The sequence below is a fragment of the Alteromonas antoniana genome (genome assembly GCF_019249295.1).
Classification (GTDB): Bacteria; Pseudomonadota; Gammaproteobacteria; order Enterobacterales; family Alteromonadaceae; genus Alteromonas; species Alteromonas antoniana.
In genome coordinates this window covers 16,718-41,924 of the sequence record NZ_JAESDH010000034.1, presented here as the reverse complement: position 1 = coordinate 41,924, position 25,207 = coordinate 16,718, and the positions used below count along the sequence as shown (strand labels likewise).

The 25,207-nt window shown below is 49.4% G+C and carries 24 protein-coding genes; 11 read left to right on the top strand and 13 right to left on the bottom strand.

The genetic code is table 11. The features are described 5' to 3' along the window. Window positions 1-108: 108 nt before the first annotated feature. The 4 genes from rpoD to rpsU form a co-directional block, all read right to left on the bottom strand. Entirely contained in the window at window positions 109-1,941 is a 1,833-nt protein-coding gene (gene rpoD / locus JKP77_RS20005; protein WP_218312948.1) for an RNA polymerase sigma factor RpoD, read from the bottom strand. 259 nt (window positions 1,942-2,200) lie between these two features. Continuing rightward, on the bottom strand, window positions 2,201-3,982 hold the full coding sequence (dnaG, locus tag JKP77_RS20000; RefSeq protein ID WP_218312947.1) for a DNA primase: 1,782 nt from the start codon (window positions 3,980-3,982) through the stop codon (window positions 2,201-2,203). A 101-nt stretch (window positions 3,983-4,083) separates the two neighbouring features. Beyond that, on the bottom strand, window positions 4,084-4,530 hold the full coding sequence (locus JKP77_RS19995) for a GatB/YqeY domain-containing protein (RefSeq protein WP_218312946.1): 447 nt from the start codon (window positions 4,528-4,530) through the stop codon (window positions 4,084-4,086). 180 nt (window positions 4,531-4,710) lie between these two features. Further along, complete coding sequence (gene rpsU, locus JKP77_RS19990; protein ID WP_012517258.1) at window positions 4,711-4,926, bottom strand: 30S ribosomal protein S21; 216 nt, start codon at window positions 4,924-4,926, stop codon at window positions 4,711-4,713. A 237-nt stretch (window positions 4,927-5,163) separates the two neighbouring features. Here rpsU and tsaD point away from each other — a divergent pair, with 237 nt between their 5' ends. The 3 genes from tsaD (at window position 5,164) to JKP77_RS19975 (ending at window position 8,767) form a co-directional block, all read left to right on the top strand. Continuing rightward, window positions 5,164-6,186 (top strand): tRNA (adenosine(37)-N6)-threonylcarbamoyltransferase complex transferase subunit TsaD, encoded by a 1,023-nt coding sequence (gene tsaD / locus JKP77_RS19985; protein WP_218312945.1) that lies wholly within the window; start codon window positions 5,164-5,166, stop codon window positions 6,184-6,186. Window positions 6,187-6,582: 396 nt separating this feature from the next. Continuing rightward, window positions 6,583-7,512 carry a pepsin/retropepsin-like aspartic protease family protein gene (locus JKP77_RS19980; protein WP_218312944.1) on the top strand — a complete coding sequence of 310 codons (930 nt, stop codon included), beginning with the start codon at window positions 6,583-6,585 and terminating at the stop codon, window positions 7,510-7,512. 13 nt (window positions 7,513-7,525) lie between these two features. Then, window positions 7,526-8,767: an alkaline phosphatase family protein gene (locus JKP77_RS19975; RefSeq protein ID WP_218312943.1), complete on the top strand. Its 1,242-nt coding sequence runs from the start codon at window positions 7,526-7,528 to the stop codon at window positions 8,765-8,767. 74 nt (window positions 8,768-8,841) lie between these two features. On the opposite strand, the gene JKP77_RS19970 is transcribed toward JKP77_RS19975, so the two are convergent. Beyond that, complete coding sequence (locus JKP77_RS19970; RefSeq protein WP_218312942.1) at window positions 8,842-9,027, bottom strand: hypothetical protein; 186 nt, start codon at window positions 9,025-9,027, stop codon at window positions 8,842-8,844. Window positions 9,028-9,314: 287 nt separating this feature from the next. Next, a complete protein-coding gene (gene plsY, locus JKP77_RS19965) occupies window positions 9,315-9,917 on the bottom strand; it encodes a glycerol-3-phosphate 1-O-acyltransferase PlsY (RefSeq protein WP_218312941.1) in 603 nt (200 codons plus the stop codon). Between the two features lie 201 nt (window positions 9,918-10,118). Between plsY and folB the strand changes: the two genes are divergently transcribed. The 4 genes from folB (at window position 10,119) to JKP77_RS19945 (ending at window position 12,223) form a co-directional block, all read left to right on the top strand. Continuing rightward, entirely contained in the window at window positions 10,119-10,472 is a 354-nt protein-coding gene (folB, locus tag JKP77_RS19960) for a dihydroneopterin aldolase (protein ID WP_218312940.1), read from the top strand. Further along, the gene (folK, locus tag JKP77_RS19955) at window positions 10,472-10,969 is read left to right on the top strand and encodes a 2-amino-4-hydroxy-6-hydroxymethyldihydropteridine diphosphokinase (protein ID WP_218312939.1); all 498 of its coding nucleotides are present in this window, start codon (window positions 10,472-10,474) and stop codon (window positions 10,967-10,969) included. The genes folB and folK overlap by 1 nt, the downstream gene beginning before the upstream one ends. A 6-nt stretch (window positions 10,970-10,975) precedes the next feature. After that, window positions 10,976-11,776, top strand: coding sequence for an undecaprenyl-diphosphate phosphatase (locus JKP77_RS19950; protein ID WP_218312938.1), 801 nt, complete (start codon window positions 10,976-10,978; stop codon window positions 11,774-11,776). A gap of 78 nt (window positions 11,777-11,854) precedes the next feature. Further along, complete coding sequence (locus JKP77_RS19945) at window positions 11,855-12,223, top strand: histidine triad nucleotide-binding protein (protein ID WP_218312937.1); 369 nt, start codon at window positions 11,855-11,857, stop codon at window positions 12,221-12,223. 49 nt (window positions 12,224-12,272) lie between these two features. On the opposite strand, the gene JKP77_RS19940 is transcribed toward JKP77_RS19945, so the two are convergent. From JKP77_RS19940 to JKP77_RS19930, 3 genes are all read right to left on the bottom strand, one after another. Further along, window positions 12,273-12,827 (bottom strand): hypothetical protein, encoded by a 555-nt coding sequence (locus tag JKP77_RS19940; RefSeq protein WP_218312936.1) that lies wholly within the window; start codon window positions 12,825-12,827, stop codon window positions 12,273-12,275. Window positions 12,828-12,837: 10 nt separating this feature from the next. Then, window positions 12,838-13,950, bottom strand: a complete 1,113-nt coding sequence (locus JKP77_RS19935; protein ID WP_218312935.1) for an ADP-ribosylglycohydrolase family protein — start codon at window positions 13,948-13,950, stop codon at window positions 12,838-12,840. Window positions 13,951-14,419: 469 nt separating this feature from the next. Beyond that, window positions 14,420-16,102 (bottom strand): dipeptidyl-peptidase 3 family protein, encoded by a 1,683-nt coding sequence (locus JKP77_RS19930; protein ID WP_218312934.1) that lies wholly within the window; start codon window positions 16,100-16,102, stop codon window positions 14,420-14,422. Window positions 16,103-16,612: 510 nt separating this feature from the next. On the opposite strand from JKP77_RS19930, the gene JKP77_RS19925 reads away from it, so the two are divergent. Then, the gene (locus tag JKP77_RS19925; protein ID WP_218312933.1) at window positions 16,613-17,449 is read left to right on the top strand and encodes an HDOD domain-containing protein; all 837 of its coding nucleotides are present in this window, start codon (window positions 16,613-16,615) and stop codon (window positions 17,447-17,449) included. Between the two features lie 89 nt (window positions 17,450-17,538). Here the strand turns inward: JKP77_RS19925 and JKP77_RS19920 are convergent, their stop codons facing one another. Beyond that, the gene (locus tag JKP77_RS19920) at window positions 17,539-18,705 is read right to left on the bottom strand and encodes a benzoate/H(+) symporter BenE family transporter (RefSeq protein ID WP_218312932.1); all 1,167 of its coding nucleotides are present in this window, start codon (window positions 18,703-18,705) and stop codon (window positions 17,539-17,541) included. A 113-nt stretch (window positions 18,706-18,818) separates the two neighbouring features. Here JKP77_RS19920 and JKP77_RS19915 point away from each other — a divergent pair, with 113 nt between their 5' ends. Beyond that, the gene (locus tag JKP77_RS19915; RefSeq protein ID WP_218312931.1) at window positions 18,819-19,373 is read left to right on the top strand and encodes a helix-turn-helix domain-containing protein; all 555 of its coding nucleotides are present in this window, start codon (window positions 18,819-18,821) and stop codon (window positions 19,371-19,373) included. 566 nt (window positions 19,374-19,939) lie between these two features. Here the strand turns inward: JKP77_RS19915 and JKP77_RS19910 are convergent. Next, window positions 19,940-20,935, bottom strand: coding sequence for a YhdH/YhfP family quinone oxidoreductase (locus JKP77_RS19910; RefSeq protein ID WP_218312930.1), 996 nt, complete (start codon window positions 20,933-20,935; stop codon window positions 19,940-19,942). Between the two features lie 116 nt (window positions 20,936-21,051). Here JKP77_RS19910 and JKP77_RS19905 point away from each other — a divergent pair, with 116 nt between their 5' ends. After that, window positions 21,052-21,405 (top strand): winged helix-turn-helix transcriptional regulator, encoded by a 354-nt coding sequence (locus tag JKP77_RS19905; RefSeq protein WP_218312929.1) that lies wholly within the window; start codon window positions 21,052-21,054, stop codon window positions 21,403-21,405. A gap of 108 nt (window positions 21,406-21,513) precedes the next feature. Here the strand turns inward: JKP77_RS19905 and rdgC are convergent, their stop codons facing one another. Both rdgC and JKP77_RS19895 read right to left on the bottom strand, forming a co-directional pair. Then, on the bottom strand, window positions 21,514-22,422 hold the full coding sequence (gene rdgC, locus JKP77_RS19900; RefSeq protein WP_218312928.1) for a recombination-associated protein RdgC: 909 nt from the start codon (window positions 22,420-22,422) through the stop codon (window positions 21,514-21,516). A gap of 118 nt (window positions 22,423-22,540) precedes the next feature. Beyond that, window positions 22,541-24,274 carry a sensor histidine kinase gene (locus JKP77_RS19895; protein WP_218312927.1) on the bottom strand — a complete coding sequence of 578 codons (1,734 nt, stop codon included), beginning with the start codon at window positions 24,272-24,274 and terminating at the stop codon, window positions 22,541-22,543. A gap of 201 nt (window positions 24,275-24,475) precedes the next feature. On the opposite strand from JKP77_RS19895, the gene phoB reads away from it, so the two are divergent. After that, a complete protein-coding gene (gene phoB, locus JKP77_RS19890; RefSeq protein ID WP_218312926.1) occupies window positions 24,476-25,165 on the top strand; it encodes a phosphate regulon transcriptional regulator PhoB in 690 nt (229 codons plus the stop codon). Window positions 25,166-25,207 lie beyond the last annotated feature (42 nt).

The following is a 25,207-nucleotide window of genomic DNA, read 5'->3' as shown; positions in this document are numbered from 1 at the left end:
TGATCAAGCTTGGTAAATAGAGTTCAAAAAAAATCCCCACTAATTACTTAGCAGGGATTTGTGTATAAGAGACAGGCGTTCCTGCCGGCTTTTGCTTTATGGATTTATTTATTCATCTAGGAAACTGCGAAGCTGCTCAGAGCGGCTTGGATGACGCAGTTTGCGAAGTGCTTTAGCTTCAATCTGACGAATACGCTCGCGGGTAACGTCGAACTGTTTGCCCACTTCTTCCAGCGTATGGTCGGTGTTCATGTCGATACCAAAACGCATACGAAGGACCTTAGCTTCACGGGCCGTCAGACCTGCAAGTACTTCCTGGGTCGCGTTTTTCAGGCTGCCACCGGTTGCGGAATCGAGGGGCTGGATAATTGTATTATCCTCGATGAAGTCACCCAGATGTGAATCTTCATCATCACCAATCGGCGTCTCCATAGAGATAGGCTCTTTGGCAATTTTCAGCACCTTACGAATTTTATCTTCCGGCATTAGCATGCGTTCTGACAATTCTTCCGGCGTCGGCTCACGACCCATCTCCTGAAGCATCTGACGAGAGATACGATTCAGTTTGTTGATCGTTTCAATCATGTGAACCGGGATACGAATTGTACGAGCCTGGTCCGCGATTGAACGTGTAATAGCCTGACGGATCCACCATGTGGCATACGTTGAAAACTTATAACCACGACGGTATTCGAATTTATCTACCGCTTTCATCAGACCGATATTACCTTCCTGAATCAAATCCAGGAACTGCAGACCACGGTTGGTGTATTTCTTCGCGATAGAAATTACCAGACGTAAGTTTGCTTCAACCATCTCTTTCTTGGCGCGGCGTGCTTTTGCCTCACCAATCGACATGCGACGGTTAATATCTTTAATATCAGCAATGACCAGACCGGTTTCTTGCTCAACCTGGTTCATTTTCGAAATGCAGCGTTCGATTTCTTCGCGGTTTACCGCCAGCGCATCTGCGTATGCGGCATCAGAGGCAATTGCCTCGCCCAGCCACTTTGATGATGTTTCGTTACCTGCGAAAGACTTTATGAAATCTTTCTTTGGCATCTTTGCGTTAACCACGCAGTACTTCATCACCAGACGTTCCTGGATGCGGACTTTGTCCATCATCTCACGCATGTTTTTCACCATGCGGTCGAACTGCTTGGGCACCAGGCGGAACTCTTTGAAGATATCGCTTAGTGCAGTGATTTGCTCACGAGCGTCTGCATGAGCACGGCCTTTCGCTTCAATTACGCTGCGGGTTTTTACATACTGCTCTCTGAGCTCTGCAAAACGCTCACGCGCCATTTCAGGATCAACGCCGCCTTCATCTTCTTCTTCGTCGTCTTCGTCTTCATCATCGTCTTCGTCTTCCAGCTCTTCCTCTGAAAGTTCAGAACCGATGTGAGTCGCCGTTGGCGCCAGATCCTGCTCATCGTCAGGATCGACAAAGCCGGAAATAATATCGCTTATGCGGATTTCTTCCGCTTCATAAAGGTCCCACTGGTCAAGCAGATAGGTGATGGCTTCCGGATATTCTGCAACGGAGCACTGAACCTGATTAATCCCGTCTTCAATACGTTTTGCGATTTCAATCTCGCCTTCGCGGGTAAGCAGTTCTACGGTGCCCATTTCACGCATATACATGCGAACCGGGTCTGTGGTGCGGCCAATTTCACTTTCTACGGTTGCCAGTGCCTGTGCCGCTGCTTCAGCAGCGTCTTCATCAGCGGTGGCTTCTTGCATGAGCAGTTCGTCAGAGTCAGGGGCTGACTCAGAAACCTGGATGCCCATGTCATTGATCATGCGGATAATATCTTCGATCTGATCAGAATCGACGATGTCTTGCGGCAGGTGGTCGTTAACTTCTGCAAAAGTGAGATACCCTTGCTCTTTACCTTTTGCAATCAGGAGTTTAATCTGAGACTGCTTGCTTTGCGCCATATACCCTACACTTCTCACATTCAATTAATTTGCATTAAACAATCTACGTATACGTAAATTATTTACTGTTGTATCAATGCCGCCTACCCGGTATAACTCTCTGGAATCGTTATCCAGCCCGGGTCTTACTGCCCGATCTCTGGCGAGAATTTCTCACAAATCCATTATTCACATGGACTGCGGCGAATTAGCCAGTATAGCAGAAATATAACGGTTTTGACCAGAATTCCGGCGGATTTTTTAGCCAGAAATCACACGATTACGATTTCTGACGTTCTCTCATCAACAGATTGAGCTCTTGCTTCTCCGACTGCGTCAGGGGTTGTACCCGTGACTGAGAAATCAACGTTTCAATTCTGCTGTCAAAATGCCAGTCCAGTAGCTTGGCAAAACTGTCTCGATAAACCTGCTTTGCATCCTCGTCTGCTACGAGGTGTTCCTGAAGTAATAACTTCGTGATGTTGGATGAGTGGGGATGATCGCGGAAGTTTTCAACAACCTGTGCTGTATTTGCATTCGGATGACGCTGGCAATAATCGTGTACATCCATTAACACCGGCATGCCTGGCATACCACTGCTTTGTAAAATCTCCGGCATGACTTCTTCGCATTCAGTCGCAAGAGACGGATTGTCCAGCAATAACCTGATCATCATTCTAAGTGGTGACAAACGGGTTTTCTGCACGCCATGCTGGGACGCTGAGCGGCCAGGTTTTCCCGAGTTCTGGTTTGCCTTTGCGATATCCTGCTGCAGCCTGAACCTGTCATACTCACCGAGGTGCTTGGCAAGTTCTTCCTGTAGTAAGGTCCGCTGGTCGCTACCCAAAACCTGATCAATCAGAGGCTGCGCGGCATTTTTCAGGGCCATTTTTCCTTCTGGTGTGCCCACCTGATGCGTTTTTAATAAGCTGTCGAAGAAAAAGCGCGATAGTGGCATGGCGGTATCAGTCAATTCCATAAACGCATCATGACCAATTTTTCTGACCATGGTGTCCGGGTCTTCGCCGTCAGGTAAAAATAAAAATGACAACTGAACGCCGTCTTTTAGCGCGGGCAGAGAATTTTCCAGTGCGCGCCAGGCCGCATCGCGCCCGGCACGGTCGCCGTCATAGCAACAGACTATCTGTGAGATACCACGCGTCAGCAGTTGCAAATGTTCGGGTGTCGTTGCTGTGCCCAGTGCGGCAGTCGCAATATTGATATCAAACTGACTTAAGGCAACCACATCCATGTAGCCTTCCACAATCATCACCTTATTTAGCTGGCGATTTGCTTGTTTAGCCTGATAAAAACCAAACAGCTCGTGACCTTTATGGAAAATCCGGGTTTCCGGTGAGTTGAGGTACTTCGGTCCACCGTCTTCGAGCACACGGCCGCCAAATCCCACTACACGACCCCGGCGATCGCGAATGGGGAACATAATGCGGTGGCGGAAAAAGTCGTAGGTTTTGCCGTTATCGTTCTTATTTACCAGCTTTAAATCAAGCAACTGGGTGATACGCTCGTGATTGGTCCCGAACGCTTTCAGCACAGCGTCCCATTCGTCGGGGGCATAGCCAATTTCCCAGCGCTTGACCACATCGCCTGAGAGACCCCGGCCTTTCAGGTAATCAATGGCTTGCTGGCTTTTGGGATGATTACGTAACTGATGCTGGAAAAATTTAGCGACTTTTTCCATCAGTGTGTAGTCGTCTTCCAGTTGCTGTTTTTTCTCAGCACTCATTGCCGGGCGAGACCCTTTCTCACGGGGTACTTCTAACCCGTGATGCCGGGCCAGCTCTTCAATAGCCTCAACAAACTCAAGGCGATCGAATTCCATAATGAAGGAAATGGCATTGCCGTGTGCGCCACAACCAAAGCAATGGTAAAACTGTTTATCCTGACTGACAGTAAACGACGGCGTTTTTTCGTTATGAAAAGGGCAGCATGCCTGATAGTTTTTGCCTGCTTTTTTTAACTTCACACGGTTATCTACCACGTCTACCACATCGGTGCGCGCCAGAAGGTCGTCTATAAAATCGCGGGGTATCTTACCGGCCATGAAAGTGCATTACAGAAAAGAAAACAAGCCGTACTTTAGCAGGCTGGGGAAGTTGCGCAACAACCTGTTGGCGTCAATCCAACAGGTTGCGGAAAATAGCATCAGGCGTTCAGGCGGGCTTTGACTTTGCCGCTCAGAGCACCCATGTCAGTGCGGCCCTGAACTTTGGGCTTCAACACGCCCATGACTTTACCCATGTCCTGCATGCCGCTGGCACCGGTGTCTGCAATCGCACCATCAATAAGGGAATTGATTTCGTCGTCAGTCAGCTGCTGAGGCAGAAATGTTTCCAGTACTGCAATCTCTTCACGCTCTTTGGATGCCAGATCGTCGCGGTTTGCCGCATCAAATTGTGACGCCGCATCCTGACGTTGCTTCACTGCCTTTGTGATGACCGCAAGTACTGCAGCATCATCCAGCGTGATTTGTTCGTCAATTTCGCGTTGCTTCACGGCAGCCAGGGTCATACGAATTGTCCCCAGGCGAACTTTGTCCTTGGCGCGCATGGCATCTTTTTGCGCTTCTTTTAATTCATCAATCAAAGCCATGGTGGTTTCCTTTGCTGGTGCTTTTACAATCATTCAGTGTGCGGCCTGTTGACGACGGTTGTCGTCTGCACGGCGTCTCTCGAATTACTGTAACAGGTCTGGTGTCAATTTTTCAGGGGCCTGAAATACAAAAGGTGCTGCCGGAGCAACACCTTTTTTGACTCAATTGCCAACCCTGTTTTAGTAGAGTTTTACGCGACGTGCGTTTTCACGAGCCAGTTTTTTCAGATGACGCTTTTTAGCAGCAGCTTTCTTACGCTTGCGTTCCCAAGTAGGCTTCTCGAAGAACTCACGACGACGAACTTCAGACAGAACGCCTGCTTTTTCACAAGAGCGCTTAAAGCGACGCAGCGCTACATCAAACGGCTCGTTTTCTCTAACTTTAACGATAGGCATTAAATTCTCACCTCAAAACTTAACTGTATTTTCCGGGTTAACATTGTGCGCGAAAAAGGCACCCGGGTTAAAAATGGTGCGAAATTCTAATCATATCTGAAGCGGATGTAAAGCCTGAATTGCTAAAAAGTAGTCAGTTTGAGGGAAAATTACCGCTTCACCATTCCCTGATAAAGGCAATAACGGTACACTCTGCGTCCTTATTCTACACATATTTTACCGACAGGCCTGATTGTAATGCGAATTTTGGGTATAGAAACTTCCTGCGATGAAACCGGTATTGCCGTTTACGACGATGAACAGGGGCTGTTATCCCACGAGCTTTACAGTCAGGTAAAGTTGCATGCGGATTATGGTGGCGTGGTTCCCGAGTTAGCGTCACGTGATCATGTTCGCAAGATCGTACCGCTTATTCAAAAAGCACTGGAAGATGCGGATACTAAAGGTGAAGAATTAGACGGTGTAGCATTTACCCAGGGACCAGGACTGGTGGGTGCGCTGTTGGTGGGTTCATCGGTGGGCAGGGCGCTGGCGTATGCCTGGAACGTTCCCGCGGTTGGCGTTCACCATATGGAAGGCCACTTGTTAGCCCCAATGCTGGAGGAGCCTGCCCCGCCATTTCCCTTTATTGCATTGTTAGTGTCAGGTGGGCATTCCATGCTGGTAAAGGTAGAGGGGATTGGGGAATATGAGGTGCTGGGCGAATCTATTGACGATGCAGCAGGCGAAGCCTTTGATAAAACCGCGAAACTGTTAGGCCTGGATTATCCGGGCGGCCCGCTACTGGCAAAGCTCGCTGAAAAAGGCGAGGCGGGACATTATCAGTTTCCGCGACCGATGACCGATCGTCCCGGGCTGGATTTTAGCTTCAGTGGCCTGAAAACGTTCGCCGCGAATACCATCCGCGATGCTGATGACAATGAGCAAACTAAAGCCAACATTGCGTATGCGTTTCAGGAGGCGGTAGTCGATACGCTCATCATTAAGTGCCGCCGTGCGCTGAAACAGACGAACATGAAGCGGCTTGTTATAGCCGGAGGCGTGAGCGCTAACACTATGCTGCGGGAAAAAATGCAGCAGCTGATGGCCGATATGAAAGGTGAAGTTTATTACCCCAGCCTCGGATTTTGTACCGACAATGGTGCCATGATCGCTTATGCCGGCATGCAGCGCCTGAAAGCCGGAGAAAAACTCGACTTATCAAGCCCGGCAAAGCCGCGCTGGCCATTAGACAGTCTTAAAAAAGTGGGATGTGGCTAGCCGGTAAAGCGATAGTTCCGTCCTTTCTGGTGACCCGGCGTCAGTCCGGGTCCGCGCAGTGTTTCTTCACCTTCCCTTTGTCTTGACACAAAAAACGTATCCCGGTTTATGGCAAAGTTGCGTGGCCGAACGAATTGTCGGGGGAGGGTGCCAGCACAGAGTCGTTCAAATCTTTTTTAGCAAATATCCTGCATTCAAAATACACCGGTCCAAAGTGTCAGCGACATAAGTGTCACGCGACATAACTGTTTATGACTCAAGTTGTGTCAGTCGACAAATTTGGAAACACTTATCCGCTTATCTGACATAAACTGGACTTACTTATCAACTATCCTGCTGATACACTCTCCGCCGCACAAGATTGTGCAGTGGAGCTATTTAAAAAAGGACGTTGATATGATTCTCACGCGTATTCGAACCTGTCTTGCGCTGCTTTGTCTGGCAGTGTCATCTCATGCTAATGCTGGTGCTACCGAATGGATGCCGTTTACGGTTGATGATGGCCATATTCTGGTAGACATCACGATGGCAGGGCACCCCGTTAAAGCGATTCTGGACACAGGCGCAGAATATAACGGCATCAGTCATGCTTTTATCAAGCATTACCAGCCTGACCTTGTTCGTGCCGGCCGCACCCGTATTAAGGGCCCATTTGGTGAAGACATCCGCGACCGCTACAATGCTGTCGATGTCAAAATTTTTGGCGTCGATCTGGAGCTGGATAAGCTGGTTGATCTGGATTTCGGTTCTTCAGAGAACGCACTGTTATTAGGCGCCGGTTTCTTTGACGATTTTATTACTCAGGTTGACTATCCCAATCAGCGCATTCGACTGATTGACCGCGACAGCATCAACATTGCGGAATACCGAAATGTACGCGTAGAGCAGGACGCCAAAAGTTACATGCTGCTGGTTAACGTCACGCTGAACAAGCAGGAAGATGTCTGGCTGATTCTGGATACCGGCCTCAATGGCGGGATCATGGTAGAACGACGCATTGCCAGAAATAACAACTGGCTGAATGGCGATTTCAAAACGGTAACCACGGATTCTGTCGGAGTGGCAAGAGACCAGGATATCGAGTCATTTCTGATGCCATCAGTGATCTTAGGACCCTACGAGGTTGAAAACGTTATCGTATCGACGCCTGTGGAAGGGCAGGACCTTCACATCAACACCGATGTTGGTGCCAAGGAACAAACCGGAACCCGCATTCGCGGTAATAAAGTACATGGGCTGCTGGGTTACGATGTACTCAAACATTTTGTTCTGACCATTGACTACGAACGAGGCTATATGCATATTGGGCTGCCCGAGGACATTTAGATGATGTAAGGCAATGAAGCCAGCCTGGATAATACCCTTAATTCTTTTTTGCGGCGCATGTAGCGCCGCTTTCGCAGCACCGCCACCGTCATCATCTGTTGATAATCAGCAGCACGTCGTATTGTTGTCGCTGGATGGTTTTCGGCACGATTATATCGAAAAGCACCAGGCCAAAAACCTGGCAAAAATCGCCCAGCAGGGTGTCAGAGCAGAAGCGATGATCCCTGTCTACCCGGCGAACACCTTTCCCAACCACATTTCCCTGGTGACCGGTCTTCACCCCTCACAGCACGGCATTGTAAATAATTATTTTTACGACAAGCAGCGTCCGAAGGACGACAGCTACGCCATGTATGGGATGGGAAAAGGGTTGAAAGACAGCACATGGATCCAGGCCTTACCCTTATGGAACCTGGTTGAATTTCATGGCCGGAAAGCCGCAACCTTTTTCTGGCCTGAATCCGATGCCCGAATCAATGGTGCGCTGCCAACGTATCACTACCACTACTCAAAATATTCAGATTATCAGCAACGTGTTGATCAAATTATCGCATGGTTATCGCTGCCTGAGGTAAGTCGGCCGCGTTTTGTCGCCGGTTATTTTTCGTTAACCGATACGGTCGGGCATGACGTCGGTCCCGATGCAAAAGAAACCTTTGAAGCGGTTCAACGAGTGGATGCCCTGGTTGGAGAGTTATACCGTCGGCTGCAGGCACTCCCCGTGAAAGTGAATCTGGTGATTGTTTCGGATCACGGTATGACGACGGTGGATAAGAATCAGCTGATTAGCGTTGAGTCTCTCGGGATATCGGACGATTTTGTGTACGAAAATGAAGGGGCGCAAGTGATGATTTATGCGCGTCCTGGCGTCGACGATGAGCGTATCGCGCAGGAAAAGGCACGCCTTAGCGAGACAGCGAAAGGCCGTTATCTTGTACTTAATGAGCAGCAGCGTGCGCAGCGTGAGTATCCCACAGGGCCAAGAACCGGCGATATCGTGCTGGAGATCCATGCGCCGGCAAGGTTTGTGAGTGAAAACGATGAGCACATCAGCACCGGGGGGCACGGCTATTTGCCCGGGCACCCGGACATGGGAGCGACGTTTGTGGCTGCCGGTCCCGTCTTTAAACAGGGAGTGACGCTGCCGCCGATGTCATCGCTTGAGGTGTATCCTGGTATTGCTAAGATAATGGGACTGCCGCTGCTTTCTGACGTCGCCAGTGACGGGGCGATCTTTGCGCAGGGCATAAAATAGCGCCACCATAGTATCGTTTTCGAAGCTGCTGGCGTGGGTTCTCTCCCTGAACCGATTGCCAGTTAACTGGCCGGTTACCGGGATTGCGTCTGTAACCAGTCAGCAAACTGTTGTGCGATATCCGGCGAGCTGAAGGTGCATGTTGATGCACCCGAGGCATCGCTGTAAGTCACCTGTTTGTCGCTGACCTGAATATTGCCTACCGGCATTTGTACAGTTATCAGCTGACCATCTATCTCTACTTCTTCAGAGCCCATCATCCTTCCTTAATCCTTTGCTTCTCAGTTTCACCCGCTGGTTCGCTGTTATGGCTCTCCGGTAACGTGGTAACCGGATGGCAACACGGTACTCAACACAAACAGACTGACGCCGACGGGCCAAAACAACTATTTCAGTGTACGTGGCTTTGTTACAGCAATGCGTCTGCTTTGGTTTATCGCGTTTGTAACGAATAGTAACTGCGAGTGATGCGGTAGCCCAGCTGATGGACGTTTTTCGACAAATTAAGTAAGCGTATCAGGTATCGTGCAGCAGGCTGTGCACATGCTTATTCTTTGATTCTGCCTTTGTGCCACACTTTACTTTCATTGCGGGATAACAGCCTGATGATATTGTCTTTGTGTCTGGCGATAATCAAAATCGACAACATTGCCACAGGCAGGGTGTACAGCGGCTTGATAAAAAAGGTGAATAGCGGGGCCAGAGCCACCGCGACAATGGCACCCAATGAAGAAAAACCAGTTACGAAAACAACGGCTATCCAGGTGAAAATCAGCAGCCCGGCCAAATCCAGACCAATGGGTAACATAGCGCCAAACGCAGTTGCAACGCCTTTACCACCTTTAAAACCAAAGTAAAGCGGGAAGATATGACCCAGGCAAGCGGCAATCGCTATGATGCCGAGGTAGAGCGGCTCGATACCAAGAAAGTAACTGCCATATACTGGTATCGTGCCTTTGAGAATATCCATGATTAGCACCAGGATGGCGGGGATTTTGCCTCCAAGGCGGAATACATTGGTAGCACCGGGGTTGCCAGAACCTGCATTGCGCGGATCGGGTAAACGATAAAGCTGACAGATCACCACGGCACTGGAAAGCGAGCCAAACAGATAGGCGGTGGCAGTCATCAGAATTATCAATGCGATCATGTATTACTGTCAGCGTTCACGTTACACTGACGTCACACTACTAGAATCCTCAGGATTGCGCCAGAATTGTGCATCAAATAATGTGCTGGTAGGACAACAAGGCACTGCCATTGCATAGAAGCAAAGAATCAGACAAAGTCAGCCAGTAACAGCCTGACTCGCAATAACCTGAAGGACAACCCTGAAAAGATGGTACGGGGAATGGAAAAAATTACGATTACCGGGCTTAGCGTCGACACACTCATTGGCGTTTATGACTGGGAAAGAACGCAAAATACAACGTTAAAACTGGATATTACCCTGCATGCTGATCTTAAGCAGGCAATGGATTCTGATGATGTACACGACACTATCGATTATGCCGCTGTTGCACAACACATACAGAATCTGGGGGCTGAAAGCCGTTTCGAATTATTGGAAGCATTTGGCAGCGCCATCATGAAAAGTGTGCTGGCAACATTTTCGGCCTCATGCATCGAGCTGACGATTTCTAAGCCTGGCATTCTCAAGGATGCGGATAATGTGGCTGTCAGTATGGAGTTATCCCGCCGTTGATGGACCACCACGTTATTTTGATTAGCGTAGGCACTAACATCGACCGTGCTTACCACACCAGACAATCACGCATCGCACTGGAAACTCACTTCAGTAACGTCAGTGTCTCTCGGGTTTATGAAAGTGAAGCCGTTGGTTTCAACGGAAAGCCGTTTTATAACCTGGTGGTTCGTGCTGTCACGTCGTTGCCGGTAGACGAAGTGTGTCATCAACTAAAGCAAATTGAGAAGGACAATGGTCGCGTTCATACCGACAAGAAATTCTGTTCCAGAACGCTGGATCTTGATTTGCTGACTTACGATGATTTGGTAACTGCCACGCCGGTGGAGTTACCTCGCGGCGAAATCCTTTATAATGCGTTCGTATTGCAGCCTCTGGCAGAACTTGTGCCGGACGCTATCCATCCGGTTGAAAAGAAAAGCTATGCAACACTGTGGCGCGAGTTCGACGCGTCATCTCAATCACTCTGGCCAATTGCCTTTGAATGGAGCTCGTAAAACGGCATGACACTTTTTGAAATTATCATCCTCGCCATTATTCAGGGGATCACTGAATTTTTGCCCATCAGTAGTTCCGGCCACCTGTTGCTACCGGCAGAATTGCTGGGCTGGAAGAGTCAGGGACTGGCGTTTGATGTTGCCGTGCATGTGGGCAGTTTGCTAGCCGTAATGATTTATTTTCGGCAGGAAATTGGCAGGATGACCGTAGCCTGGGTATCGCAGGGCTTCACCCGCAATCAGTCTGTCGACAGCAAGCTGGCCTGGTGGGTTATTATCGCGACTATTCCGGCAGTGGTCATCGGTTTTCTGATGAAAGACTGGATTGAAATGAATGCCAGAACGGCATTAGTGATAGCCGCGACAACCATCCTCTTTGGTTTGTTACTGTGGTATGCAGATGCCACCGCTAAACGTCACCGGCAGCTCGATACGTTAACCTGGAAGCAGGCGCTGATAATTGGTCTGGCGCAAGTGCTGGCACTGATACCCGGTACCTCTCGTTCAGGTATCACAATGACGGCAGGCCTGATGCTGGGCTTAGACAGAGAGAGTACTGCACGTTTTTCGTTCCTGTTGTCTATTCCGGTTATCTTAGGCGCAGGGACTCTGGCCACACTGGATCTGATTTCTGCTGGTGACGGGGTGGACTGGACCGCATTGTTGTACGGTGCTGCCTTTTCGTTTGTCAGTGCCTATCTTTGTATCTATCTGTTTTTAAGCTGGATCTCACGTATCGGTATGTTGCCGTTTGTCATTTATCGCTTATTACTTGGCGCGATACTATTGTGGTTTGTGTTTGCATAACCGACTATGACATTACAGCAGCCTGCGAGTGGTACATGCAGGTTAACGTATTACACCCAGAATCAGGAAAAAGGGACCATGTCTGACACGATATTTAGCAAAATCATCAACCGGGAAATTCCTGCTGATATTATCTACGAAGATGACATCTCACTGGCATTTAAAGATATTAATCCGCAGGCTCCTATTCATTTTCTGGTGATCCCAAAAAAGCCGATTGCAACAATTAATGCCATCACAGAAGAAGACAGACTGGTGGTGGGGCATCTCTCTTATGTGGCAGCGAAACTGGCTGATGAGATGGGATTTGCCGAGGAAGGCTACCGCACTGTGATGAACTGCAATGAGTTTGGCGGACAGACGGTTTACCATATTCATTTGCATGTACTGGGCGGAAAGCTAATGGGATGGCCGCCTTATACGGACAAACCCAAGCCGCTGGAATAAGAGGTAAGAAGGTCATCCGGCATTCTTCCGCGTGCGTGTGCACGCATTTTCAATGCTCTGACAGCCGTCTTGCCCAGTTGCCATTGTGTTGTGCCTCACACGCCGCTTCGTTATCAACGTGCAGATGACGCTCGGCGTGAGGCAGTGTAATGTCTGCCTTGTTCAGATGTGAGGTTACCATGCGGCCAATAGCCGGTAGCGCATTCAGTTTGCATTGTTGCATCTGACTGTCATTTTCAAACACCAGCGTAATCGTGAGGCTTTCTGGAAAGCGCTTATAATCAGCGGTGTGTGTAAGCCAGACAAATCCTGGCTGTGAATCCAGTAATGTCTCGCACACCTCTGTCAGCGCTTTTCTTATCGCGTTGTCCCGCTTTTTATCCTGTTTCTTCAATTCTCTTGTCCACATTGTCAATTGCTGCGCCACCCACGGCACAACAACGACATCATAACAAACTTCTGCGGCTATTCGGGACGACGAGATACGGGAGCGGGCGTTATCACTGTTACTGGCAAAACGCGCTGGAGAAGGAAACGGCGAGTTAATTTGCGATGACTGTGAGGCACAAAGATAGCCTGCTTCTCTAACAAAAGCATCAATCACCGAAACAGTACTATTCTGCTGCTTCAGCTTCTGTATCGCGGCTAATTTCCGCTTCCGCCTGCTCTACAAGGGTTTTTACCCGGCGAAGGATCCCTGTATTGTCTTTCAGTCCTGACAGGAATCGCTTTGGGATCCCTGACAGCCCGACCTGAGCACCAACCAGTGCACCGGTTAACATGGCTCTGGCCTGATTCTGACCTCCGCCATTTATGGCATGCAACACGGCAGATTCGAAGTCGTTTTTGAACCGTGCAGACAAGTAATAGGCTGCCGGCAGCACATGATAGATAGCGCAAGGCATGCCATATACCAGAGATACCTTGCTGGCTGGTTCAATGGCGATGGCGTCATCTTCAACTGCACGGGCAATATAGCCAGGCGTTAATAACGCATCCGGTGAAGCAAAACTGCCTGCCCGGCTCATAATACTGCTTACGTTATCATCAGAAGATGACGTGTTACCGCTACTTGCATGAAACGGCAGAATTCCCTGCCGGACTTTCTTCATTAGCCTGTCTGATATTCCAGCATCCAGCTCATCACCCTCTAGTAACTGTCCTAGCACCGCATTGAATGCGACGGTCAGCGACACGACCATCTCATCGGTTTGTGTCAGCATCGTATTGGACGCCACAAACTGGCTTAGTCGTTGAGGGTTCTTAGCGTAACGCACCGCAATGGCCAGCGTGCGTTCAATTGCCTCAGTAGTGTCGGCGTGCCCGCCAATTTCTCCCCATGGCCGACCATGGTCAACACGCTTCTTCCAGACATCTCTGATTGACTGACTGGTGTAGCCACCGGGGCCTGAATAAGGGGTGCCGTCTGTGCGGGCAAGAAGCTCGGTATCCATATGATGACAAAAATCCTGCTCGTCGTAGGCGCCCTGGTCAATGAGAGAAGACAGCGTGAGGTTTAAAATATATCCGGCCTGACTGAGGTCACCGGCATCAAGCCCGTCGTGATAACGACCTGGCTTCGGTGTTGTATAGTCGGTAATCCAGTCACCAAAATCCCTGCGCATCTCATCAAGATCGTAATACCAGTGAGGACCCAGGCCCAACGCATCCCCAATAAAAGCGCCCATTAATGCGCCTGTAGCACGGTCATGAAAATCGGTTTTCATTGAACAATCCCTCTATCTGGCCAAGATTAGTGAGCAAGTACTATGTATTGGCATAGCGTCCTGCCACGCGCAGTCTGTGATAAATACGGGCGAGCAAGTCAGTGACATTGCTGTTTTTAAAACGAGTGGTGGGCGGGTAGAAACCTTTACTAACCCCCGTTCATATCGCTATATGTCCCGAACGCTGTCATCACAAGCAGGTGAATGGCTACCTTGCTTTCACCTTCATTGTTTACGATTTTTGTGCAAACTGGATCGTTTTATGAATTCCTCAGGCTGCAGGATAGCGACTACCTCGGGCTACCTGTTGCGAACTGCTAAGGCGGAGTACAGATGATTTATTTGCCAGGAATTGCGTAAATCAGATAACCGGAGGTTTTCATTACGTAAACAGAACGCCGGCAACAAAAAAGCCCGGCAGGTGCCGGGCTACATGCAAGCAGTTATCGAGTGACTGTAAGAGGGTGAACTACAGGCCTAACACCGTTTTCCCCTGCTCAAAATGGATATCGACCGGAATATTCGCCGCCTCCAGTTTGGCAAGATCAGAAGCAAGAAGGGGTTTAATCACACCCATATTTTCAACCAGTTCAGCGACACCGTCATAGTCGCCATCCCCCTGAAGTGTCAAAATCAATTCGGACAGCGCTTCCACAGCCGCGCCCATTTTTTCCATATTGACACGGTAGTAGCCGTCATCCGTTTTCTCAAATGCGCCTTGCTGCGCAAAGAAATTGAAGCGGATCATATTGGCTTTACCGTGTGCGCTGGACGCACCGAATCGCACAGAACGGAAGATACCAGCCATGAACGTCACATAGTAATCTTCCAGGACGCCTTGCTCGATTTCACCCTTCTCAAGCAGACTCTGGATCATATATAACCCAAGAATGTCCGCTTTACCCTCTTCCAGCGCTGACGCATGCTCTTTCAACGCGGCGCGTACCGTTCCCTCACCATCCAGGGTATTTTTAATGCCAAGACCATGGGCAACTTCATGAAACATGGTGTTAGCAAAAAACGCATCGAAGGTGATGTGGTTGCGTTGTTCAGGTGCAATCAGCTTGTCAGCAATCGGCACCAGGATATTGTCAAACTTGGCGCGCATAGCGTTTTTCAGCTGCAGACGTCGTGTGCCTTTTTCCAGCTGAACACGTTCATCATTCGGCAGGTTAATCGCAATGGTTTTGCTACCGGCATTGGAGTGCCCGGCGTAGTACACAACATCATAGGCGTTAAGGTCAGCATCTGATCCCGGCATTTCCGATTTGTATGAATCGGCTACGGGAAGTCCACGTTGTAGCTCTGGCAGGAATGCCGCATATTTCGCCAGCTTCTCGCTCCACTCCAGATCTTTGATTAAGACATAAGATTCGAATGCCGCGCGATAACCAAATAACTGGTCTTCATAGGTTTCAATCGGGCCGATCACTACCTCAACCGGGTTAGATTTCATGTCCATCCATGCCATGTCGGATGCCAGGTAATCATTTGAAAGCAGCGCGTCTGCGCGTAGAGAAAGGTAATTCGCGAATTCTTCGTTTTTGGCCAGTCCGGCTGCTTTTCTCAGCAACTCTGCTGCCCGGTTTAATTCACTCTTATAGGCTTCAGAATAAGGAATAGTGACGAGCTTGCCAGAGGCATCTTCACGAACCAGAGAATACAAACCGTCTTTGTCCTCTACGCTGGAGGTCATCAGCGTTTCTTTTTCCATATCGTGAGGATAGAACTCCGCACCCGGTGGTTTTTCCTGATAGCCCGCAAGGAAAGCCGCGTCTCCATTCAGGCGGTCCCACGGACCGTAGTTGATGCTGGCAAAGTGACGGATGTCTTCGTCCTCAATGCGGGAAAGAAACGTGCGCTTGTCTTCAAAAAACGCCTGCTTCCAGAACAAATCATCCATAATTTGTGACGCATCGATAAGCACACCAATCATCGCTTTCTGGTCAGCATTTAAGTGCGACAAATCTGCAGTAAGCGAGACGGGATGATAAATAGAAAGCCGACTTTCATCGACGAGTAATTCCTGTTTCGCTCCGACGCTTTGTTCAGGTTCGGGTGTCTTGGGCGTAGCAGTTTCAGGGGCTTTGTTGCATCCTGAAAGCATCAACATTGACGCGGTCAGCGCAATGCTTAGGGTAGTAAGTTTCATGTCGTTTTCCCTTTCGTTATTGTAATAATGATGCTGGAATATTGAAGCTGGCTTTAAGTGGGCAAGCTTAATTTGTCTCTAGCATAGCGGAGCTTAAAAAAGATCGCTATCCTGCGAATACCGTGATGCAGCAAGATACGGTATGTTCTGAATCAATAAACCGTCACACTTACCGTGCACTCTTTGTGATTCGTGATATATTTTCAAAACTACACGCTGATAACAAAATCACTCTGCTGTGGTAAGGCGAAAAATGAAAGGCCTGACCGGAGTTTTGCGGAAGCGTTATGGTTGCAGACTGGCTAAGTAATTAAAATTACGACTAATTACTGACTAAAAAATGCATCATAGTTTGCTAGACTTGTAATAGTAAGGTTCAACGCGCCCTGACAGACGTACAGAATGATCGGGAATACGGCGGTGTTCGACAACGAATCGAAAGGACTTTGCTACATAGTGAGCCGGCCATGATGGGGTTCGGTGAGACTAAACGTAAAATAAGGTAGGGATATGTCTACACAAAATGCGCTATTGACCATACTGGTTGAAAAAATCAACAACGACACATTAGTACTGCCTACGTTGCCGGCCATTGCTTTGAAAGTCCGCAAAGCCGCTGACGACCCAGATATCAATCTTCACGCAATGGGGGATGTGATTGGTCAGGATCCGTCCTTAACGGCGCGAATGATAAAAATCGCCAACAGTGCCTATATGGGCCGCACTGTAAAGGTAAATTCAATTAACCAGGCGGTCACCCGAATCGGTCTGCGTCAAATCAAAAATATTGCGACGGCGCTGGCAATGGAACAGCTGTTTGTATCAAAAAATGAAGTCGTAGGTCAGTACATGAAGCAAGAGTGGACAAACACGGTAAACGTCGTTGCCAACTCAATGGCTGCATTGCAGATGTATGTGGCGCGCACTAAAAAGCGAGACTTGAGCCTTGATACGATCACGCTCGCCGCATTAGTGCACAACATTGGGGTTCTGCCGATCCTTACCGAAGCAGAGCGTCATGAAGAAGTGTTTGCTAATCCTACCTTCCTTGATGTTGCCATTGAAAAGTTATCCGGCCGGATTGGCGGAAGTATAATGCGCGAATGGGGCTTTGGTAACGATTTTGTCAATGTCGCAGAAAACTGGCGGGATTTGGGATTCATCCCGGACAACCTGTCCTACATTGATTTTGTCCGCATTGGCGCAGCCTTATCCGGTAAGATGGATAACCAGAAAGATGCGGTGTTTAACCTCGCGGTTCAGCGTGGCGCCATCGAGAATGTCAGCGATCTGACCTCTGACGAATTTAAAGATATGCGGGATGCTGCCAAGCAGATTTTTGCATAGTGTTTTACTGAATCAACAAAAAGCCGGCGAACGCCGGCTTTTTTGTGCCTGCTGTTTGTCTGCCAGTCGGCATCAGGAGTCAGACAGGGTTACCGGTTTTGGTGGCGGCGAAACGGGTACGCTCTCATCATCACAACAAGCAGTCCAATGGCCAGTCCCCAAACCGGCGCGGTTAGCTGAGCCAGTGTGACACCTGAAGCGGAACATATCAGGGTGAGTGTTGCCGCCTGCCGGTGTTCAGGCGTTTCCATTGCACGTACGACAGATGCCTGCAATGTTGCCAGTAAAGCGAGTCCTGCCAGCAAATGCACGACTACCGGTGGCATAGAAAGGAAAACGACGACGACAACGGATGCCATTGCCCCCATGAGCAGATAACCAACGCCAGCGACAACGGCAGCCCGATACCGTTGCCCGGGTTTGGGATCGACATCGTCTCCCATGCATAAAGCGGCAGTGATAGCTGCCAGATTGAAGGTGAAGCCTCCGAAAGGCGCAAGAATCAGTTGTATTACGCCAAGTCCCGACAACACTGTATTGTGATCCGGCTTATAGCCGTGGGCATGATGAATCGCGATGCCGGGCAAGTTCTGCGAGAGTAGGGTGATCACAAATAATGGTAACGCAAGACCTATGGTGGCAGATAAGGAAAAAGATGGGGTTACCCAGATAAGCGAAGGTGTCGTCACAGTTACGTCGTCAAGCACGCCCATAGAGAAACTGATAACGCATGCCAATACCAGCAACATCAGCATCATGTAGCGGGGAAAAAAGAGACTTCCAAGCAGATAAACAGCAAGGAACAAGACGGTCTGAAGTGGATACACTGCGGCTTCAGTAAAGACGCCAAGGCAAATGGGCAGCAAGATCCCGGCTAACATTGCCGAGGCTATTGCCGGGGGGATCCTCGCAATAGTCCTGCTTAACCCCCTGTTTTGTGAAACGATGATAGAAAACACTGCGCTTACCACAAAGCTGCCAATCACTTCCGGCAGGGTATAATCTGCAGCCGCGCCGATAAGAAATGCTGCGCCCGGCGTGGACCAGGCGGTCACTACCGGCATTTTGTACCATAATGAAAACAAAATGCAGGACACACCCATCCCCAGACCGAGTACCAGTAGCCAGCTTGTCACCATTTCTGGAGTCGCTCCCGCCTGTCTGGCAGCATCAATAACCAGAATAACAGCGCTGCTGTAGCCTACGACAACAGCGGCGAGGCCAGCACTAATATGTGATATACGATAAGCAGACATGACGATGGCTCCTGACAAGGGCAGCGAATACAGGTACACTGGATTTGTGCGCTTTAACGCACAATGAAGTTGGTAACATAACACTGTGCGTTATAGCGCACAATAGGGGCGGCGTGGATCATTCACAAATAAATCAAAACATTGCCAGTCAATTGAAGGCACAACGAAAAGACAAAGGATGGTCACTGGATAAAACCGCGCAGGCAACCGGCGTGTCAAAAGCCATGCTGGGACAGATTGAGCGCGGAGAGTCGAGCCCGACAATTGCCACGCTGTGGAAGATTGCCACGGGGTTGTCGTGTTCGTTTTCTGCTTTTATCACACAACAAGGTGAGTCAGTGAAGACCGACGGGCCGCTGGAGCAGCGGGATATCAAACGTGATCCTAATATGTTGGTAAAAACCCTGTTTCCTTTCAGCCAGCAAACCCGCTTTGAAACGTTTGAAATCACCCTTACTGAGAATCATACCCAGCACTCTGAACCCCATCAGGCTGGTGTTACAGAGCATCTTCATGTTCTTGAGGGAGAGCTTCAGGTAGCGCAGGGGGAAACATGGCACACGGTTAACGCGGGTGAGCAGTTTATATTATCTGCCGATCAGCCCCACGCTTACCGTGATAACGCCGGAATGACGCGCTTTCTGGATATTATTTATTACCCATTGTAGAGCCTGTCTATCTCTGTTCAGTGCTTATGCAGACAGCCAGTTTTGTGCCAGGCAATCGCTAATGAGCGACGTTTAGGGTGCCTGAATAAGTCAATTTGTGGGCCGTATGGCGCAAAACTGGCCACTGCCCACAGGGTTGGAGCTAAAACGCCCTACTACTGCGTTATCGGCCGCCTATTTGGATTGCCAAACCACGCTGCTTCTGCCTTGTAGTAGGACGTTTTAGCATCCAACATAAATACTGAACAAAGATAAACAGGCTCTAGGGTCTGTTTATCTTTGCTGTACGAATTTTGTTCGGGGTAAACGCGTTTTGATCGCGGCGCGCCGATTGTAGCCTAGTCATCTAGGCAAATGAGGCGTAACAAAGAGCAAAACGCGTTTAGCCGAACCCAGCGGGCAGCGTTTGTTAGTGATTTATGCTGTGTTATCGTTCACTTATGTAGAGTGGCTACACTGCGTGAACGCTGCCTTGCCTAAATCACTAACAATTCGCTGCAAAAATGTACAGCAAAGGTCAACAGACCCTAGCGAACCGCCCGTTTCCGTCTATTGGCGCTACAGCCTTACGGCTGCAGATTTACCAGGGTACGGCCCGACACTTTACCTTCCAGAATCGCATCTATTTTGTCGCTTAACTCGTCCAGGGCGCATTCCGTTGTCAATGCGTCGAGGGTATCAAGTTTCCATTCGCCGGCCAGCTTGTCCCACAGGCGAACGCGAGGCGGCATAGGGCACTCAACCGAGTCTATGCCCAGTAGTGACACGCCGCGCAGTATGAATGGAAACACACTGACATCAAGCTGAGGAGACGCCGTCAGGCCACAGCAGGTCACCGCGCCGCCGTACTTTGTGGATTTGAGTGCCTGAGCAAGGTAGTCACCGCCTACACAATCAACCGCACCGGCAAAACGCTCTTTCAACATGGGGCGCTCTTTGTTCTCCAGCAGCGTATCCCGTGTGATGATGTCGCTGGCACCTAGAGATTGCAGAAAGTCTTTCTGTTCTGCCTTGCCAGTACAGGCGATGACGGTAAAGCCTGCTTTTGCCAGCAGGGCAACGGCCACACTGCCAACACCGCCGGTAGCGCCGGTAACCAGAATCTCGCCCTGTTCCGGCGTGATCCCCTGCTCAACAAGAGCCTGTACCGATAATCCGGCGGTAAAACCAGCAGTACCTAACACCATGGCCTCTTTCAGTGACAGACCAGCAGGTTTTGCCACCGCCCATTCGCTGGGTATACGGATATATTCGCCAAAGCCGCCGGCGGTATTCATACCCAAATCAAAACCGGTAACAATCACTTCATCGCCGGGAGAAAAGCGGTCATCTGAACAGGATTCGACAACGCCGGCTGCGTCAATCCCTGGTGTATGGGGGAAATTACGTGAGACGCCCGGATTTCCGGTCGCCGATAGTGCATCTTTATAGTTAAGCGAGGAGTAATGTACTTTTATCAGCAGCGATCCAGCAGGAAGATCGTCAACCTGGCGTTCTGTGATGGTTCGAATAAAGGTCTTGTTGTCAGCTTTTTCTATCAGCATGGCACGAAATGTTGTCATGTCACTTCTCCAGTGTATTAACGTAGGGTTGCGTGCTATTTTGACAATATAGTAGAAATGCGCAAGTATGCACTTTTTAGTGGGGTAGTACCCAAAAAGAAACTATTGGGGGAGACATGACCTCTGTACCAACAGAAAATGAAACTCGGCAACATATTTGTGGCGTGGCGGTCTCGCTGGAGTTGATTGGCGGCAAATGGAAAGGCGTTATCCTGTGGCACTTGTGTCATAAGACACTGCGTTTCAGCCAGTTGCGCCGGCGTCTACCCGGGGTGACCCAGAAGATGCTGACTCAGCAATTACGTGAACTTGAGCGGGATAATCTGGTTAATCGGGTCGTCTATGCCGAAGTCCCTCCGCGGGTGGAGTATTCACTTACCACATTGGGGCGCAGCCTTGAGCCTACATTAAGACAACTGTGTAGCTGGGGACAGGCATATCATGAGGATTACAGGGAAACATCAGAGTAGGGCAGAGTCAGCCGAAGGGTGGACGTGGGTGGTAAATGAAGACATGAGCCAGCCACCTACGATAAAGACACAGCGCCCGGAAAGCGGGGCGCTGCGATAGCATAGCGTTTACTCTTGTTCCAGCGACAACGACGTACGCATAAAGTCCAGAAATGCACTAAGTTCGGCTGACATAAGCGCGAATTCCGCATCCAGACGGGCTTCTACCTGGTCTTTGGGAATGTCGTCAGTTTCTTCTTTCAGACGATCGGTAAATTTCACACGTTTGAACGAGCCGTCCTCAGCGATCACCGCGGTCAGGGTTTCCTGATATTCGAACCCCACTTTTTGCACCAGCTTGCCAGAGTCCAGGTGAAGCTTGATTTCCTCACTGTCCAGTGGCTGATTCTTCACACGGACTACACTTTCAAGATCGTCAGTAGACTTGAATTCGGCTTCTTCCGTCAGCGTGATCCCTTCTGGTGTGCCATCGGTTAACCAGTGTGTCAGCTCGCTTTGCAGACTGTGGCGGGCAAGTGGTACTACCGGCAGCGAACCTATCGCTTTACGAACCAGTGCCAGCCAGCCTTCGGCCTTGCCGTCAGCAGAAGCGTCAATGACAACCATACGCTCGGGAGTAGAAATAAAGCCGTGAATATAGCTGTTCTTTTTAAACGCCTGAGGTAACAACCGGGTGGTAATTTCCTGCTTCAGATCCGACTGTTGCTTCTTGCTTACCGGCGAGCCGGTTTCCATCTCAATTTGCGCTACCTTATCAGCGAGTTCGGCATTCACAACGGCTGCCGGCAGAATTTTTTCCTGCTTTTTGACGGTTATCCAGTAACGTTCCTGCACCTTGTGAAACATGGCGCCGCCTTCTTTTCCAGCCTGCGAAAAAGGCGAGGCGAACCCCATGGTTGCCGTGTCCTGACTGCCGCATGGGCGGAAGGCATTTTCATTTAACAGCTGTTGTAAATCGTCATCGTCCAGCGAAAGCGGCTGGGTAAGTTGGTACGCTTTTAAATTTTTAAACCACATCGAATTGCGTCTTGTTACTTAGTAGGAGGCTGGCAAGCGTACCAACGGACTGCAAGTGGCGCAATCGCGGATTTGATAAAAAGATAACAGGAAATGCGTTATTCGAATCTTCCCTGACTCAGGCGTTAAGGCGTTTGGGGAAGCGGATGATGTATTCCAGCCCTCTGCCAGGCTCGCTGTTTGCTTCAATCTGGCCGCCCAGAGTCTGAGTGACAAGATTGTACATGATATGGGTACCCAGCCCACTGCCACCCTGGCCGCGCTTAGTGGTAAAAAAGGCATCGAAGAGTCGGTCAAGCTCGTCAGCTTTCATACCGCGTCCATCATCCCGGTAATTCATGACAACATCATCACCGTCTTCTTTGATATCCAGAATGATGTGACCGTCTGATTTATCTTCAAAACCATGATTCACTGAGTTCATTATCATGTTGGTTGCGATCTGGGCAATGACGCCGGGCGCACATCGAACTTCAAGATCATCCGGACAACGGATGTCTACCCTATGCCGTGTCTGTTTGAAACTGGGTTGCAGAGATTGCAGCACTTCGTGCAAGTAGGTGTTCAGATTAAACTGTCGTTCTGCCTCACTGGCCTGATCGACGGCAACCTGTTTAAAGCTGGCAATAAGCTCTGACGCGCGGTTGAGGTTACTGAGCAACAAATTAGTAGTTTGCTCAGCTTCGCTGACAAAGTTGGACATGGTTTTATTGGTCAGTGATTTGTCTTCATATGCCGTTTTTAATGTCTGAATACGCTCTTCCAGGAAGCTGGCTGCGGTGACACCGACACCCAGTGGCGTATTGACGTCGTGAGCGATACCTGCCACCAGACCACCCAGCGACGCCATCCGTTCTGATTCCAGTAACTGATCTTTTGCCAGCTTCAGGGTTTCCATTGATTGCGCCAGCTCAGCGTTTCGCTTTCGCAGCTCGTCTTCAATGTACTGGCGATTTTCATTCTCCTGACGTAACTCACGCTGGTTAGCTATCAGCTCGTCTTTCTGCTGCTCCAGATCCAGCATAATTTGAGACAGTGACGCCGTTTTCTTCGCGACCTCCTGCTCAAGGATCAGGTTCTGATCATCCAGTTTTTTGTTGGCGGCTTGCAGCTCTTCCTGTGTACCGCGAAGCTTTGACTGCGAGGCCACAAGGTCATCGATGACTTTATTGTAAGACTCTTTCAGTTGTTGCAGTTCGTTGTCGTCATCCAGCACCACATTAATTCGCGACTCTTCCGGGTGCTCAGGGTTAAACGAGCTCATTTCGTCGGTAATTTCTGATAAGGGTTCGGATAACATACGGCGGAATGCCGTCATAAACAGGAACACTAAAAATGCGGTTTTGACTATGGCGTTACCGATCAGAAAGAAAATACCTACTTCGATGCGGCTGAATATAGTATCGAAGCTGGAATACAGCGTAACGTCGCCAACGTTAGACTCGCGCCCGGAAAACTTGAAAATGAGTGGAAAGCTGTAGGAAAACAGGCCGCCCACATGGTCTTGTAAAATACCGTCCTGCACGGGCTGGCCCTGCATGGCAATATATTCACCTTTAGCCACAATAACGTTACCGTTCTCATCACGAATCTGCACGCCCACCACAATTGGCAGCTCCATCAAGCCCTGGCCGATAGACTTGGCTTGCGGTGTGTTGAGTTCCCATATGGCCCGGGTCAGACTGGTAGAAAAGGTATTTTTGAGGGTTTGAAGCTCTCCCTCGATGTGGTTTTTGGTGCTGAGATACTCTGTAAAAATCTGACCAATTGTCACGATCAGGGTCAATACAAAATAAACCGAAAGAACGCGAGTCAGTAACTTCCTTGACAGTCCAGTCTTCACGGTTCCCATGTATACGACACCTTCTTAGCTACAAAAAGTACTTACCAGTGCAAAGAATATGCGTAAAGCTGTGAATAAACAAGCGAATTGCACATGCTTTAACCTGAAGTTTTGCGTCACAGACTTGACACAAATATGTAATCCCTTTAATAAAACTGTCACAGTGAATATGAATAATAGCGGCGTTTTGATATGAGCAGGAAACAATCTATGTCTCGAACGGTATTGTTGGTTGAGGATGAAGCGCCAATTCGTGAAATGCTGAAGTTTGTACTGGAGCAATCGGGCTTCACTACAGTAGAAGCAGAAGATTACGATATCGCACAGGAAAAAATATGCGAGCCGTACCCGGATCTCATTCTGTTAGACTGGATGTTACCAGGCGGAAGCGGTGTACAACTTGCGAAAAGTTTAAAGCAGCACGAGTTTACCCGGGATATTCCGGTGATCATGCTGACAGCTCGCGGCGAAGAAGAAGACAAAATACGCGGCCTGGATGCCGGTGCTGATGATTACATCACCAAGCCCTTTTCACCTAAAGAGCTGATTGCGCGGATAAAAGCTGTGATGAGGCGGGTTACCCCGACGTCAAATGAAGAGCCCATCGAGTTCAATGGCCTGAAGCTTGAGCCTATTTCTCACCGGGTAATGGCGAATGATGAGCCGCTGGATATGGGCCCTACTGAATTCAAGCTGCTGCATTTCTTCATGACGCATCCGGAACGGGTATACAGTCGTGAGTTGTTGCTGGATAATGTATGGGGAACAAACGTTTACGTTGAAGACCGAACTGTTGATGTGCATATCCGCCGCCTGCGAAAAGCCATCTCAAAGCATAGTCACGACGCCATGATTCAAACGGTACGTGGTGCCGGTTACCGTTTTTCAACTAAGCTGTAGTGTTTCATTCTGACTGGCGATCGATAACGATTGCCGGTTTCT

What these genes read in the sequence shown, in the direction of transcription:
- rpoD (WP_218312948.1), bottom strand. Translation starts at nt 1,941, where the DNA reads ATGGCGCAAAGCAAGCAGTCTCAGATTAAACTCCTGATTGCAAAAGGT.
- dnaG (WP_218312947.1), bottom strand. Translation starts at nt 3,982, where the DNA reads ATGGCCGGTAAGATACCCCGCGATTTTATAGACGACCTTCTGGCGCGC.
- JKP77_RS19995 (WP_218312946.1), bottom strand. Translation starts at nt 4,530, where the DNA reads ATGGCTTTGATTGATGAATTAAAAGAAGCGCAAAAAGATGCCATGCGC.
- rpsU (WP_012517258.1), bottom strand. Translation starts at nt 4,926, where the DNA reads ATGCCTATCGTTAAAGTTAGAGAAAACGAGCCGTTTGATGTAGCGCTG.
- tsaD (WP_218312945.1), top strand. Translation starts at nt 5,164, where the DNA reads ATGCGAATTTTGGGTATAGAAACTTCCTGCGATGAAACCGGTATTGCC.
- JKP77_RS19980 (WP_218312944.1), top strand. Translation starts at nt 6,583, where the DNA reads ATGATTCTCACGCGTATTCGAACCTGTCTTGCGCTGCTTTGTCTGGCA.
- JKP77_RS19975 (WP_218312943.1), top strand. Translation starts at nt 7,526, where the DNA reads ATGAAGCCAGCCTGGATAATACCCTTAATTCTTTTTTGCGGCGCATGT.
- JKP77_RS19970 (WP_218312942.1), bottom strand. Translation starts at nt 9,027, where the DNA reads ATGATGGGCTCTGAAGAAGTAGAGATAGATGGTCAGCTGATAACTGTA.
- plsY (WP_218312941.1), bottom strand. Translation starts at nt 9,917, where the DNA reads ATGATCGCATTGATAATTCTGATGACTGCCACCGCCTATCTGTTTGGC.
- folB (WP_218312940.1), top strand. Translation starts at nt 10,119, where the DNA reads ATGGAAAAAATTACGATTACCGGGCTTAGCGTCGACACACTCATTGGC.
- folK (WP_218312939.1), top strand. Translation starts at nt 10,472, where the DNA reads ATGGACCACCACGTTATTTTGATTAGCGTAGGCACTAACATCGACCGT.
- JKP77_RS19950 (WP_218312938.1), top strand. Translation starts at nt 10,976, where the DNA reads ATGACACTTTTTGAAATTATCATCCTCGCCATTATTCAGGGGATCACT.
- JKP77_RS19945 (WP_218312937.1), top strand. Translation starts at nt 11,855, where the DNA reads ATGTCTGACACGATATTTAGCAAAATCATCAACCGGGAAATTCCTGCT.
- JKP77_RS19935 (WP_218312935.1), bottom strand. Translation starts at nt 13,950, where the DNA reads ATGAAAACCGATTTTCATGACCGTGCTACAGGCGCATTAATGGGCGCT.
- JKP77_RS19930 (WP_218312934.1), bottom strand. Translation starts at nt 16,102, where the DNA reads ATGAAACTTACTACCCTAAGCATTGCGCTGACCGCGTCAATGTTGATG.
- JKP77_RS19925 (WP_218312933.1), top strand. Translation starts at nt 16,613, where the DNA reads ATGTCTACACAAAATGCGCTATTGACCATACTGGTTGAAAAAATCAAC.
- JKP77_RS19920 (WP_218312932.1), bottom strand. Translation starts at nt 18,705, where the DNA reads ATGTCTGCTTATCGTATATCACATATTAGTGCTGGCCTCGCCGCTGTT.
- JKP77_RS19910 (WP_218312930.1), bottom strand. Translation starts at nt 20,935, where the DNA reads ATGACAACATTTCGTGCCATGCTGATAGAAAAAGCTGACAACAAGACC.
- JKP77_RS19905 (WP_218312929.1), top strand. Translation starts at nt 21,052, where the DNA reads ATGACCTCTGTACCAACAGAAAATGAAACTCGGCAACATATTTGTGGC.
- rdgC (WP_218312928.1), bottom strand. Translation starts at nt 22,422, where the DNA reads ATGTGGTTTAAAAATTTAAAAGCGTACCAACTTACCCAGCCGCTTTCG.
- JKP77_RS19895 (WP_218312927.1), bottom strand. Translation starts at nt 24,274, where the DNA reads ATGGGAACCGTGAAGACTGGACTGTCAAGGAAGTTACTGACTCGCGTT.
- phoB (WP_218312926.1), top strand. Translation starts at nt 24,476, where the DNA reads ATGTCTCGAACGGTATTGTTGGTTGAGGATGAAGCGCCAATTCGTGAA.